This is a genomic window from Labrys sp. KB_33_2 (assembly GCF_052114505.1).
Lineage (GTDB): Bacteria > Pseudomonadota > Alphaproteobacteria > Rhizobiales > Labraceae > Labrys.
The window spans coordinates 167,417-180,979 of sequence record NZ_JBFREW010000008.1 but is presented as its reverse complement, the minus strand read 5'-3'; the positions used below and the strand labels follow the sequence as shown (position 1 = coordinate 180,979).

The window sequence follows — 13,563 nt, the reverse complement described above, 5'->3', positions numbered from 1 at the left end:
AAGGGGCGGCAGCACCAAATAGCAGGAATGACGTGATGGAATACGGCGGTACGGCCTATGATCTCGTAAAGGCGGGGCACATTATCGCCGTGATCGCCTGGATGGCAGGCATGCTCTATCTGCCGCGCCTGTTCGTCTATCACGCCGAGGCTGCCAAGGGTTCGATCCAGAGCGAGACCTTCAAGGTGATGGAGCGTCGCCTGTTGAAGGCCATCATCAATCCGGCGATGGGCGCGACCTGGATTTTCGGCCTTCTCCTGGTGTGGTCGTCCGGTTTTTACCGCGCGCACTGGTTCGAAACCAAGTTTCTGCTCGTGCTTTTGCTTTCGGGCGTGCATGGCTGGTTCAGCAAGCTGACGCGGGAATTTGCCGAGGACCGCAATATTCGCCCGGCGAAATTCTTCCGGATGATCAACGAAATTCCCACCGTGCTGATGATCCTGATCGTCATCCTGGTGGTGGTGAAGCCTTTCTGAGGATTTCACGTTTTCTAAAATTGTCCGTTTTTTCAGAAATTGACTCTGCCGATCGCTTGCCGAGGCCAGCGGCCGGCTGTATAAAGTGCTTCTCCTCCCATTGCAGGCTGGCGTCTCGAGGGTATGGGTATTGAACCCGACCACGGCGCTGACGCAAGACCAAGTCTGGCGATAACAAGACCTGTTCCCCCCAAAGAATCCTTCTATTCGCGCTTTTCAATGCGCGTCATGAAACGAATCGATCCTCCCAACAAGGACCCCCATGCGGGAAATCAAACTTCAGGATCTCAAATCCAAAACCCCAATCGAAATGCTTGCCTTTGCCGAGGAACTCGAGGTCGAGAACGCCTCCTCGATGCGCAAGCAAGAACTCATGTTCGCCGTGCTCAAGCAGCTCGCCAATCGCGAGGTCGAGATCGTCGGCGAGGGTGTCGTCGAGGTGCTACAGGACGGCTTCGCTTTCCTGCGCTCGCCGGAGGCCAATTATCTGCCCGGCCCGGATGACATCTATGTATCGCCTTCGCAGATCCGCAAATTCGGCTTGCGCACCGGCGATACGGTCGAGGGCATTATCCGCTCTCCCAAGGATGGCGAACGCTATTTCGCCCTGCTCAAGGTCAACACGATCAATTTCGAAGATCCGGACAAGACCAAACACAAGATCAATTTCGATAACCTCACCCCGCTCTATCCCAACCAGCGGCTGAAACTCGAAATCGGAGACGCCACCAAGAAGGATTATTCCTCGCGCGTCATCGATATCGTAGCCCCGATCGGCAAGGGCCAGCGCGCTCTGGTGGTCGCTCCGCCGCGTACCGGCAAGACCGTGCTCTTGCAGAACATCGCCCAATCGATCACCGCCAACCATCCCGAATGCTATCTGATCGTGCTGCTGATCGACGAGCGTCCGGAAGAAGTCACCGACATGCAGCGTTCGGTGAAGGGCGAGGTGGTGTCTTCTACCTTCGACGAGCCAGCCGCCCGCCACGTGCAGGTCTCGGAAATGGTGATCGAAAAGGCCAAGCGCCTGGTCGAGCATGGCCGCGATGTGGTCATCCTGCTCGATTCGATTACGCGTCTGGGCCGCGCCTACAACACCGTCGTGCCGTCCTCCGGCAAGGTGCTGACCGGTGGTGTCGACGCCAATGCCCTGCAGCGGCCCAAGCGCTTCTTCGGTGCCGCCCGTAACATCGAAGAGGGTGGCTCGCTGACCATCATCGCCACCGCGTTGATCGAAACCGGTTCGCGCATGGACGAGGTGATCTTCGAAGAGTTCAAGGGCACCGGCAATTCGGAAATCATTATGGACCGCAAGGTTTCCGACAAGCGCGTCTTCCCGGCGATCGACATCACCCGCTCGGGTACCCGCAAGGAAGAGCTGCTGGTTCCCAGCGATATCTTGAAGAAGATGTATGTGCTGCGCCGCATCCTCAACCCGATGGGTACGGTCGATGCCATCGAGTTCCTGCTCGACAAGCTCAGGCAGACCAAGCTCAACGCGGACTTCTTCGATTCGATGAATACCTGAGATACATCAATCAGGATTGTCCAGAACGGCCCGGCAGCAATGCCGGGCCGTTTTGCTATGAGCACCGATTCGGAAGCGGAACAGCTCTGGAGCGCGGACATCCTGTCCGCTTTTCCTGTCCACAAGCGCTACAAATGGGAAGAGAGGAAAAGCGGACAGGATGTCCGCGCTCCAAAGTTAACCCTGTTTCACGTGAATCATCCCCAGGCCTGATTCACGTGAAACAAGCGCACAATGATTCACGTGAAACAGGCCCGCTTCTTCGGGAAGCGCCCCCCCTTCCTTATCCCCGCATGGAACCGATCGCCGTGGCCAGACCGGCCTCGTCCCTGACGGGTAGCGAGCACCGCTGGCCGGAGCAGACGAAGACCGCTGGCTCGTCGCTGACACCGGCATTGCGCACCGCATGGCCCTCCGGCAGATCCTCGGGGCTTTCGACCCGGACGACGGTTCTGGTCGGGAAGGGTTGATCGAGAGCGGCATGGTATAGCCGTTCCGCTGTTTCTCCGTGGCCGCTCACGACGATCTCCAGGCCGTGGAGCCTCAGGTCCAGGGCGTTGAGCAAGGAAGCGTGCCCGAAGACATTCCCGGCCATTGCCGGCGACAGGGCGGTCAGCACTTCGTCTCCCCGCTGCAGCCAGCGCTCCTCACCTGTTAGGACAGCGAGGCGGAAGAGATTGTCCGCCATGATGCCATTGGCGTTGGGAACGGCATCATCGAGGGTAGAGCGTGGTCGGGTGATAAGGGCAGCGGCATCCCTGGCTGTGAGGAAATAGCCGCCGCCCTCGACATCCGCATAATCGTGTTCGATTGCCTCCGCCCAGCCCAGGGCCTGAGTGAGATAATCTTGTCCCGCTCCGGCTTCATGAAGGGCAAGCGCGGCGCGGATCATGGCTGCAAGATCGGTGGCCAGGCCCGGCTTCAGCAACCGGCCGTCACGCCAGGAATGGCCGAGCCGCGGCCCGTCGGCCATGGATTCGGCGACGAAACGAAAGGCTGTCCGGGCGAGATCGAGCCAGCCCGGCTTGCCGAACACGACGGAGGCTCGAGCGAACGCCGCGATGGCGAGGCCATTCCAGTCGGCCAGGACCTTGTCGTCGCGGGCTGGTGCGACGCGCCTGGCCCGCTCGGCAATCAACCTGGGTCGCAGGTCCTGCCAGCCGATCTCGAGAGCCGGTTCGAGGTCCGGCTTGTCGAGGCGATTGGGAATGGATTGGCCTTCCCAATTGCCGCCGTCGGCGATGTCGAATGTATGGGCGACGAATTCGGCATCGTCCACGCCGAGGATCTCGACGAGTTCATGGGGTTTCCAGACATAGAAGCGCCCTTCATGCCCCTCCGAATCGGCATCGAGCGAGGCGGCGAAGGCCAATCCGTTCGAGATCTGGCCATCGCCTGCCATCATCTCGCGTTGCAGCCATTCGACCATCTCGGTGGCTGCCTGGCGGAAGAGATCGCGTTTGGTCTCCTGCCAGGCCAACGCCAGCAGTTCGAGCAACTGGGCATTGTCGTAGAGCATCTTTTCGAAATGCGGCACCAGCCAATATTCATCAACGCTGTAGCGGGCAAAACCGCCGCCGACATGATCGCGGATGCCACCCTGACAGATGCGTTCCAGCGTCAGCAGCATCAGCTTGCGGGCCTCGCTGCCCGGCCCGCCACGCCAAAGCAGTTCGAGATAGGATGCGTTGGGGAATTTCGGCGCGCCTTTGGTGCCGCCATTGATGGGATCGGTAATGCCGGCCAATGCGCTGATGGCCTGGGCGAGGCCGTTGGCGTCGAAAGCGCGATCGCCACGCTGGGGGATACGATCGAGCACGTCGAGGAGCGCCTGGCGGTTGCGGCCGACCCTTTCGAAATCGGTGTGATAGGCCTTGGCGATGGCTTGGAGCACGTCGACGAAACCGGGACGGCCATAGCGCGATTCGGGCGGATAGTAGGTGCCGCCCCAGAAGGGTTCGCCGCCGGGCGTTAGGAACATGGTGAGCGGCCAGCCGCCCTGCTCCCCGAGAGCGTGGAGAGCGGCCATATAGATCTGGTCGATATCGGGCCTCTCCTCGCGATCCACCTTGATGTTGATGAAAAGCTCGTTCATGACGGCGGCGATATCGGGATTTTCGAAGCTCTCATGCGCCATGACGTGGCACCAATGGCAGGCGGCGTAGCCGACGGAGAGCAGGATCGGTTTGTTCTCGGCCCGAGCACGCGCCAGGGCCTGTTCGCCCCAGGGCTGCCAATGCACGGGATTGCCGGCGTGCTGGATCAGATAGGGGCTGGTTTCATGAGCGAGGTTGTTTTGCAGCGCGGTGGACATGATGGCAGCCTCTCTTTCGATAAGAGAGTATGGGGTCGCCGGGTGGGAAGTAAAAGCGTGGCTGTGTCGCGGAGGCGGGAAGTTGCCGGGCTTGCTGGAGTTTTCATGCATGGCTGAGACCATTGTCGCGCTTGCCTCGGGTGTCGGCCGTGCCGGCATCGCCGTGATTCGGTTGTCGGGGCCTTCGGTTCGATTCGGGTTGGAAACGATTGCCGGCGATGTGCCGCAGCCTCGCCGTGCCGCGTTGCGACGGCTGAAAGATCCGAAAAGCGGAGAAGTGCTCGACGAGGCCCTGGTGCTGTTCTTTCCGGGACCGGCCAGCTTCACAGGCGAGGACGTCGCCGAGTTGCAGGTGCATGGCGGCCGGGCCATCATTTCCGGTGTGATCGCCGCGCTCGCCGCTCTGCCGGGCTTTCGCTTGGCCGAGCGTGGCGAATTCACCCGGCGCGCCGTCGCCAACGGCCGGATGGACCTGACCTCGGCGGAGGGCATTGCCAGCCTGGTCGAAGCGGAAACATCAAGCCAGAGGCGGCAGGCGCTACGCCAGGCGGGCGGTGCGCTGGAACGGGTGGCAATGACCTGGCGGCAGCGTCTCGCCGCCCTGCTGGCCCTGATGGAGGCGGAGATCGACTTCCCCGACGAGGAGGATGTCCCTGCCCTGTTTGCATCCGTACGTGCCGGTGCTGGCACCTTGCTGGCCGAGATCCGGGCAGCGCTTGCCGGTGCGCGAAACGGTGAGCGGCTGCGCGAAGGCGCGGTGATGGTGATTGCGGGCCCACCCAATGCCGGCAAATCCACGTTGCTGAATGCCTTGGCCCAGCGCGACGTCGCCATCGTCTCGCCTATCGCTGGTACCACCCGCGATACGCTGGAGGTGCATCTCGATCTCGGCGGCTATCCGGTGACACTGATCGACACCGCCGGCCTGCGCGAGACCGCGGATATGGTCGAGGCGATCGGCGTGGAGCGGGCAAAAGCGAGCCTCGATCGCGCCGATCTGGTGATCTGGCTCGAGGCTGAAGATGCTCGTGCCGCCCCGCCCGTTGTGCCCGCCCCACTCATGCGCGTCCTTACCAAGCAGGACGATAGCCAGTATCCCCTGCCCCAAGGTCTTTTGCCTGGTGGTTTCGAGCTCGGCCTTTCGGCCCGCAGTGGCGCCGGCATGCCGACCTTGCTCGAGCGGCTCGAGCAGGCAGCAAGGGCCGCATTGGAGAGCGGCGAGACCGCCCTGGTGACGCGGGAGCGCCATCGGCGGGAGCTCGAGACCGTGACGGCGCATCTGGCGACGGTGCAGGCGGCGGATGAGGCGACGCCGGTGGAATTCGTCGCCGAGGACCTGCGCCTGGCGGTGCGTGCCATCGGCCGCCTGACGGGCAGGGTCGATATCGATGAAATCTATGACGTGATCTTCCGCGAATTCTGCATCGGCAAGTGAGGATCAGGCGCGCAACGCCGTGACCCGGGCTCCCGGCGGGGATTTGCCGTTTCTGGCGTCGATCTCCGAGGGCTTGCGGGCGATCATCATGTAATTGAGGTGGAAGGTCGAGGGGGTCGTTGCTCCCAGAAAAGCAAAGCGGACATAGGCTCGTACGGCCGAACGCATCAGCTTCTTGATGGGCAGTACCAGCCTGGCGCGAAGATGCAGGGGCGTTTCGGTGGGTGCCCGCAATTCCCGAAGCTCGAAGCCCGTGGAGCGCATCAGTTCACCGATGAAGCCGGCGCCGATGGCATTGACATGGGTGGGGTCACCGTTCTGGACGGGCAACGCAAATGGGCTGTCGCCGTTGGGAAAGCGGGCGATCAGATACCCGCCCGGCTTGCCGGCACATCTCCTGCAAGGAATCGTAGGGTATGTGCTCGAAGACGTCGAAGGCTGCTACGATATCGGCGGATAGTGGCTCCAGCAGCCGAAGGTCATCGATCACAGGGAAGCCAGACTGCTCGGCTCGTTCCCGCAGCACGGGCTGAATCTCGATGCCGATTACGGTCAGGCCGTTCTTCCTGCCCCAGCCGAGGAAAGAGCCATTGCCGAAACCGATCTCGATGACCGTCGAACCCGATAGCGCCGAAGGAAGATACGCCTTGACTTCCGTGTTATAGAAGACGTCCTCGCCGCGATTGAATTGGCCGAATTCCGCCGCGTCCCAGCCTTTCCAATTTGCATAGGCTTCATAGGACATCGACCGAACTCCTTCGTCAATCGAGCAGGAGGCAGCTTAGATTGCCGGGTTATCGGGTTCAAGGCGTAGGGGGTAGGTCAAAAGGGCTTACGCCGATGGCGGCATCGAGGCTGCTGGAAGCACGCTCCTACCACTGCTGATTGATGCTCGGGTCTCCCCGATCATGGTTGGCCGTACGCCCCGATGTGACCTTTCGCCGGCATGACGCCTTCCCTTTGACCCGTGGAGACCTTCGGCGTAAAAGGCGCGCGAAGGATCCAATCCAATGAAGCAGCAATTCGATGTGATCGTGGTGGGCGGAGGTCATGCCGGCTGCGAGGCGGCGGCAGCCGCTGCGCGGCTCGGCGCCCGGACGGCCCTCATCACCCATCGCGCCGACACCATCGGCACGATGTCCTGCAATCCGGCGATCGGTGGGCTCGGCAAGGGACATCTCGTGCGCGAGATAGACGCGCTCGATGGTTTGATGGGCCGCGTCGCCGATCAGGGCGGCATCCAGTTCCGCGTGCTCAACCGCCGCAAGGGACCGGCCGTGCGGGGCCCGCGCGCTCAGGCGGACCGCGCCCTCTACGCTGCCGCCATGCAGACAGTCATCGCCGAGCAGGCCAATCTGAGCGTGATCGAGGCCGAGGTCCATGATATCGAGATCGCGGACGGCCAGGTCCAGGCTGTATTGACCGCGAAAGGCGATCGATTCGGATGCGGATCGGTTGTTCTCACCACGGGGACCTTCCTCAGCGGCGTCATCCATATTGGCGACATCAGGATGGCGGCCGGCCGTGTCGGCGAAGCCCCCGCGCTCGGTCTTTCCCGGACCCTCGCCCGTATCGGTTTCGAACTGGGCCGTCTGAAGACCGGCACACCGGCCCGTCTCGACGGTCGCACCATCGATTGGGCCTCGCTGGAAATGCAGCCAGGCGACGAGCCGCCGGAGCCGTTTTCGACACTGACCACGCATCTGCCCAATCCGCAGGTTTCCTGTGGCATCACCCGCACCACGCCTGAAACCCACAGGGTCATCCAGGACAATATCCACCGTGCTCCGATCTATTCCGGTCAGATCGAAAGTCGCGGCCCGCGCTATTGTCCATCGATCGAGGACAAGGTGGTCCGCTTCGGCGAACGGGACGGTCATCAGATCTTCCTGGAACCGGAAGGCTTGAACGACCATACCGTCTATCCCAATGGCATCTCGACCTCCCTGCCCGAGGATGTGCAGCAGGCCATGCTCGCCACCATTCCCGGCCTCGAGAAGGTAAGGATGATCCGCCCCGGCTATGCCATCGAATATGACCATATTGACCCGCGCGAACTCGACGCCACCCTGGAGGCGCGGCGGGTGCGTGGCCTGTTCCTGGCCGGGCAGATCAACGGTACCACCGGATATGAGGAAGCGGGTGCCCAGGGTCTCGTCGCCGGGCTCAATGCGGCGTGCCGGGCGGGCGGCGGCGACGGCGTCAGCTTCCGCCGCGATGAATCCTATATCGGCGTGATGATCGATGATCTCGTCACCCGCGGGGTCAGCGAGCCCTATCGCATGTTCACCTCGCGGGCGGAGTATCGTCTGACGTTGCGAGCCGACAATGCCGACCGCCGGTTGACCGATCGCGGTCTGGCGCTCGGCCTGGTCGGTACGGAACGTGAGCTGGCCTGGAAGGCCAAGCAGGCGGCGTATGAGGCAGCCTTGGCCTGGAGCCAATCCGTTTCGGTAACGCCCAACCAGGCCGAGGTGGCGGGCATTCACATCAATCGCGACGGCGTGAGACGCTCAGCCTTCGATCTCCTCGCTTATCCCAATGTCGGTTTCTCCGATCTCGCTCGTCTTTGGCCCGAGGCGGGTGAATTCGAAGCCGCCGTGCTGGAACAGGTCGAGATCGAAGCAAAATATGCGGTCTATCTGGAGCGGCAGAAGGCGGATGTGGCTGCTTTCCGTCGCGACGAAGATGTTGAAATCCCTCGCGATTTCGACTTTCAGGCCGTGGCCGGCTTTTCCAACGAGACACGGCAGAAATTTGCCAGCGTCCAGCCGCGGACAATTGGCCAGGCGAGCCGGATCGACGGCATCACGCCAGCAGCGACCACCCTTCTGCTGGCCGCCCTGCGCAAGCGCAGGGCGGCACGGGCCGCTCTCTGATCGATACGGACTCGTATCGAATCTTTTTAAGAGCAGACCGACGCCAGCGGTGTTGGGAGTGACATGTCTCTCAATGTAGGCATCTCGCGCCTGGTCACGGGAGCGCCGTGTGTGGTGGGGAGATCCCAGCCGGACATGCCTGCCTGAGGGAACAGACCCTCGATGTGGGTGTTTCATGACGTTGGATTACTGCAGGTCTCACTTGCCTCTATAGCCTGCATCAGCCATGGTCCGGCCATGACTCTCGATAGCGACCGCCATGACGCCCTGCAATCCCTCCCTGTTTCACGTGAAACAGTTGGAGACTTTGACCTCTATGTCGAGCTGCTGCAGCGCTGGCAGAGGGTGAAGAACCTCGTGGCACCGTCGACCTTGCCGCAGATCTGGACGCGGCATATCGCGGACAGTGCTCAATTGCTCCCGCTACTTGGTGATGCCAGGACGATTGTCGATTTCGGTAGTGGCGCGGGCTTTCCCGGCATGGTCCTGGCGATTGCCAATAAAACGGTTCCTGGGTTTCGCGTACATCTGGTTGAGTCAAATGGCCGCAAGGCTTCCTTTCTGCGCGAGGTCGCCCGCATAACCGGGGCACCGGTGACGGTACACGCCGTCCGGATCGAGGATTTCGTCTCAGAATGGCAAGATCGCGCCGATCTGATCACAGCTCGTGCCCTGGCGCCACTCGTCGAACTTCTCGATTACAGCGCGGAGTTGTTGAAAACAGGTGCTCGAGCCTTGTTTCTCAAGGGTCAAGATGTAGAGCAGGAATTGACCCAAGCCACTAAATATTGGAATATCCAGGCAGAATTTATACCGAGCCTTACTGACTCGACCGGGCAGATTGTTTCGATCAAAACCGCGACAAAGCACCTGGGCGAGTAAAATTTAGATGCCGTTTCCAAGCTTCAGGCTGCAGGAAAGATGGGTGCCATGACGTTGCCGCGTATTCTCGCTATTGCCAACCAAAAAGGTGGGGTCGGCAAGACCACGACAGCCATCAATCTCGGCACGGCGCTTGCCGCAATCGGTGAAGATGTGCTGATCATCGATCTCGATCCGCAGGGCAACGCCTCGACGGGTCTCGGCATCGGTATGAAGCAGCGCGTGCGCACTACCTATGATGTGATGGTAGGGGACTGCGATCTGCGCGCGGCGATTGTCGAGACCGTGGTGCCGCGGCTGCATATCGCGCCATCCAATATGGATCTGCTCGGCGTCGAGCTCGAAATCGCTGGTGAGCGCGACCGGGCATTTCGTTTGCGCAAAGCCATTCATGCTTTGGCGTCGTCGAGCGATTTCCGCTGCTCCTATGTGCTGGTGGATTGCCCGCCCTCGCTCAACCTTCTCACAGTGAATGCCATGGCGGCAGCGGATGCCGTTCTGGTGCCGTTGCAATGTGAATTCTTTGCACTTGAAGGGTTGTCCCAACTTCTGCGTACGGTGGAGCAGGTTCGCAATTCGCTGAATCCACATCTCAGCATCCATGGCGTGGTGCTGACCATGTATGATGCCCGCAACAATCTTTCCGGGCAGGTCGTAGCCGATGTTCGCGAATTCTTGGGTGAGAAAGTCTATCAGACGGTGATCCCTCGTAATGTGCGCGTGTCGGAGGCACCCTCTTACGGCAAGCCCTCCCTGCTTTATGATCTGAAATGCCCGGGAAGCCAGGCCTATGTTCGTCTCGCCTCCGAAGTGATTCAGCGCGAGAAACTATTGCGTGCCGCGTAAGGACCGACCATGACCTCTGATGATAAAATGCGCCCGCGCCTGGGACGCGGCTTGGCTGCTCTGATCGGCGATGCCGGTGACGAAGGGGCGGCGATCGAGCGAGCTCGCGGTCAGCGCCGCGTGCCGACGGGCTTCCTGCGGCCCAATCCGAAGAATCCACGTCAGAATTTCAGCGAAGACGAACTCGAAGATCTCGCAAATTCCGTTCGCGAGAAGGGTATCATCCAGCCCATCCTGGTGCGCGCCGTCGCCGGTAGCATGGATGCCTATGAAATCATCGCGGGTGAACGGCGCTGGCGCGCTGCTCAGCGTGCCGAGCTTCATGATGTACCCGTAACGATCGTCGAGGCCTCGGACAAGGAGGCGCTCGAACTCGCCATTATCGAGAACGTCCAGCGCGCGGACCTTAACGCCATCGAAGAGGCGGTCGGCTATGATCGGCTGATCGAGGAGTTCTCCTATTCGCAAAACGACCTTGCGAAGGTGATCGGCAAGAGCCGCAGTCATGTGGCGAACACGCTGCGTCTGCTCAAGCTCCCTGACGCAATCAAGACCAATGTGGTGAGCGGCAAACTGACGGCCGGACATGCTCGCGCTCTGTTGTCGGTTTCCGATCCCGAAAGTGTGGCCAGGCTGATCATCGATGAGAACATGTCGGTGCGGGACGCCGAGAGCATCGTGCAGGATCAGTCGCAAAGCGCCGGCAAGACATTGAGGGCGCGCAGCCGCGTCGAGAAAGATCCCGATACGATTGCGCTGGAGCGAACCATCTCGGACGTACTCGGCCTCAGGGTTCTGCTCGATCATCGTGGTGATGGCGGCGAACTTAAGATTCGCTACAAATCACTTGAGCAGCTCGACGACCTTTGCCGCCGGCTGCGCGGCTAGAATACGTGTCGGCATTGCGAACCAAAGTGGAAGCTGGTTTTCAAAAAAGCGGCGCTATATCAATTATATAAGGCGTCCGATCCCAGCTCTGGAATTGGATTGAACGCTGAGCGCTTTCGATCTCCTTCATCCACGGCCAGGGCGAGCCGAAGGCCCTGACGCAGCGATGAAGAGGGCAAGACCGGCTTCGGCTCCCGTAGGAAGCGCTACCTAATCAACCGGCTTTCCGATTAGCCGCGCCACGTCGGCGCGGTATGACACCCTCATCCGAGTGCCCCTCCCATGCAGATCACCCTCACCACCTGGAACATCAACTCGGTCCGTCTGCGCATGGGGCTGGTCGAGCGTCTCGTAAGGGAGAAGAACCCGGATATTCTCTGCCTGCAGGAAACCAAGGTCGAGGACGGCAAGTTCCCCCTCAATGACGTGCGCAAGCTCGGCTTCGAACATATCGCCTTCAATGGGCAGAAGGGCTATCACGGCGTCGCGATCTTCTCGCGCCTGCCCTTCGAGATGGTCGACAAGCGTGAGTTCTGCCAGAAGGGCGATGCCCGTCATATCTCGATCCGCCTCGGCGCCGAAGCAGGGCTGAAGCAGCCCCTGACCGTGCATAATTTCTATGTGCCGGCGGGCGGGGATATTCCCGATCGTGAGCGCAATCCAAAGTTCGGCCACAAGCTCGATTTTCTCGCGGAGATGCATGCCTGGTTTGCCGGCGATTTTCCGCAGGCCAATGGCCGTGCACTGCTGGTGGGCGATCTCAATATTGCGCCTTTCGAACATGACGTCTGGAGCCACAAGCAATTGCTCGATGTGGTCTCGCATACGCCGGTTGAAACGGAAGCGATGAAGGCGATGATCGCGGTGGGGGGCTGGATCGACCTGATGCGTGAGTTCACGCCCGAACCGGCCAAGCTTTATACCTGGTGGAGCTACCGTGCGGCCGACTGGATCGCCTCCAACCGCGGCCGACGGCTCGATCATATCTGGGCGAGCCCGAGCCTGACCGGTACGGCCCGGTCGATCGAGATCCTCAGCCAAGCCCGTGGCTGGGAAAAGCCTTCCGATCACGTGCCGGTCACCGGCGTGTTCGAGATCGAGTAAAGGCTCATAAGCGCGACATAGCCGAGAGGCCGCAGGTCAGACCGGCCCGCAAAAGGCCGCTTGCATCGGACCTTGGGTCATAGCCTAGAGAGGATCGCAGGAGGTTCCGATGCGATCCGTATACCCCGACGATAGTCACCTGACGGCCGCCGAATGCGCCCGCCGCATGAACCTGACGGTTCGAGCGCTGCGGGTCTATGAACGGCATCGGCTGATCGCGCCGCCGCGGACCGGCAAGAATTGGCGCCTCTATGGCGCGCGCGAAATTGCCCGGCTCAACGAAATCCTGGCGCTGAAGCATCTGGGCCTCAGTCTTGCCCGTATTGCGTCCTTGCTGGCCGGAAAGCAGACGGATCTCGCGCATCTTCTCGCGCTTCAGCAGCAGAGCGCTCTCGACATGCGTGCCCGCGCCGAACGCAGCCTCGCACTTCTCGCGGGGCTGCGCGCCCGACTGGCCGAGGGTGCGGCTGTCACCGCGGATGATCTCATCAAATTGGCGAAGGAAAGCAACATGGCGGATACGAGATCCGAGACCGTCGCCTGGCGACGCTACGAACAAGCGCGGCCTCGCACGGCAATCCCGGCCGACCGGCAGAAACTGCCCGACTATATCGGACATTACGAGCTTCGGGAGGGTGGACTGATCACGGTTGTCCTGCAGGATGATCGGTTGTTCGCCAGGGTGAGCGGGCAACCGGCTTTCGAGCTGTTTGCGGAAGGCGAGGATGCATTCTTCTATAAGGTAGTGCCGGCCCAGGTCGACTTCAGTCGCGATGCCGGAAAAGTCGTCGGCCTCGTGGTCCATCAGGACGGCTATGAACATGCGGCCCAGCGCGTTGATGAGGAGCGGGCGCGGCACAACGAGGCCAAGCTCGAACGCCGCATCCGGGAGAAGATTCCCGTCCTCGGTGGGGAGGCTCTCCTGCGCGGCATCATTCAGGATCATCTTCGCGGCGAGCCTGATTATGCGGGCATGTGTGAACCGCTGGCCGGACACGCTCGCGAGCAGGCGGCTTCGGTCCATGCCAGTCTCGCCAGGCTCGGCGCCCTGCAATCCCTGACGTTCAAGGGCGTTTCGCAGGCGGGGTTGGACATCTATGACGCCGGTTTCGATGGCGGCGATTTGGAGTGGGGGTTTGCGCTCGCACCGGATGGAAGGCTCAGTGCCCTCTATCTGCGTCCCTTGCCATAGGTCTATGGTTTCCAGAAAA

At 61.2% G+C, this 13,563-nt stretch carries 12 protein-coding genes; 9 read left to right on the top strand and 3 right to left on the bottom strand.

Annotated features, from left to right (window positions below; genetic code table 11):
- Positions 1–35: 35 nt before the first annotated feature.
- Positions 36–476: a protoporphyrinogen oxidase HemJ gene (gene hemJ / locus AB4037_RS16155; protein WP_441772195.1), complete on the top strand. Its 441-nt coding sequence runs from the start codon at positions 36–38 to the stop codon at positions 474–476.
- Between the two features lie 262 nt (positions 477–738).
- Entirely contained in the window at positions 739–2,004 is a 1,266-nt protein-coding gene (gene rho / locus AB4037_RS16150) for a transcription termination factor Rho (RefSeq protein WP_434958912.1), read from the top strand.
- A 283-nt stretch (positions 2,005–2,287) separates the two neighbouring features.
- Here rho and AB4037_RS16145 read toward each other — a convergent pair whose 3' ends face one another.
- The gene (locus AB4037_RS16145; RefSeq protein WP_441772194.1) at positions 2,288–4,318 is read right to left on the bottom strand and encodes a thioredoxin domain-containing protein; all 2,031 of its coding nucleotides are present in this window, start codon (positions 4,316–4,318) and stop codon (positions 2,288–2,290) included.
- A gap of 109 nt (positions 4,319–4,427) precedes the next feature.
- On the opposite strand from AB4037_RS16145, the gene mnmE reads away from it, so the two are divergent.
- A complete protein-coding gene (gene mnmE, locus AB4037_RS16140; protein WP_441772193.1) occupies positions 4,428–5,753 on the top strand; it encodes a tRNA uridine-5-carboxymethylaminomethyl(34) synthesis GTPase MnmE in 1,326 nt (441 codons plus the stop codon).
- A gap of 3 nt (positions 5,754–5,756) precedes the next feature.
- Here mnmE and AB4037_RS16135 read toward each other — a convergent pair whose 3' ends face one another.
- Complete coding sequence (locus AB4037_RS16135; protein WP_441772192.1) at positions 5,757–6,083, bottom strand: hypothetical protein; 327 nt, start codon at positions 6,081–6,083, stop codon at positions 5,757–5,759.
- Positions 6,064–6,498, bottom strand: a complete 435-nt coding sequence (locus AB4037_RS16130) for a class I SAM-dependent methyltransferase (protein WP_441772191.1) — start codon at positions 6,496–6,498, stop codon at positions 6,064–6,066. Before AB4037_RS16130 ends, AB4037_RS16135 begins: the two co-directional genes overlap by 20 nt.
- 265 nt (positions 6,499–6,763) lie before the next feature.
- Here AB4037_RS16130 and mnmG point away from each other — a divergent pair, with 265 nt between their 5' ends.
- The 6 genes from mnmG to AB4037_RS16100 all read left to right on the top strand — a co-directional run bounded on the left by mnmG (position 6,764) and on the right by AB4037_RS16100 (position 13,544).
- Positions 6,764–8,632, top strand: coding sequence for a tRNA uridine-5-carboxymethylaminomethyl(34) synthesis enzyme MnmG (mnmG, locus tag AB4037_RS16125; protein ID WP_441772190.1), 1,869 nt, complete (start codon positions 6,764–6,766; stop codon positions 8,630–8,632).
- Between the two features lie 237 nt (positions 8,633–8,869).
- Positions 8,870–9,514: a 16S rRNA (guanine(527)-N(7))-methyltransferase RsmG gene (rsmG, locus tag AB4037_RS16120; protein WP_434958917.1), complete on the top strand. Its 645-nt coding sequence runs from the start codon at positions 8,870–8,872 to the stop codon at positions 9,512–9,514.
- 39 nt (positions 9,515–9,553) lie between these two features.
- On the top strand, positions 9,554–10,360 hold the full coding sequence (locus tag AB4037_RS16115) for a ParA family protein (RefSeq protein WP_434958918.1): 807 nt from the start codon (positions 9,554–9,556) through the stop codon (positions 10,358–10,360).
- A 9-nt stretch (positions 10,361–10,369) separates the two neighbouring features.
- A complete protein-coding gene (locus AB4037_RS16110) occupies positions 10,370–11,248 on the top strand; it encodes a ParB/RepB/Spo0J family partition protein (RefSeq protein ID WP_434958919.1) in 879 nt (292 codons plus the stop codon).
- Between the two features lie 282 nt (positions 11,249–11,530).
- Positions 11,531–12,352: an exodeoxyribonuclease III gene (gene xth / locus AB4037_RS16105; protein WP_434958920.1), complete on the top strand. Its 822-nt coding sequence runs from the start codon at positions 11,531–11,533 to the stop codon at positions 12,350–12,352.
- Between the two features lie 109 nt (positions 12,353–12,461).
- Entirely contained in the window at positions 12,462–13,544 is a 1,083-nt protein-coding gene (locus AB4037_RS16100) for a MerR family transcriptional regulator (RefSeq protein ID WP_441772189.1), read from the top strand.
- Positions 13,545–13,563: the final 19 nt, after the last annotated feature.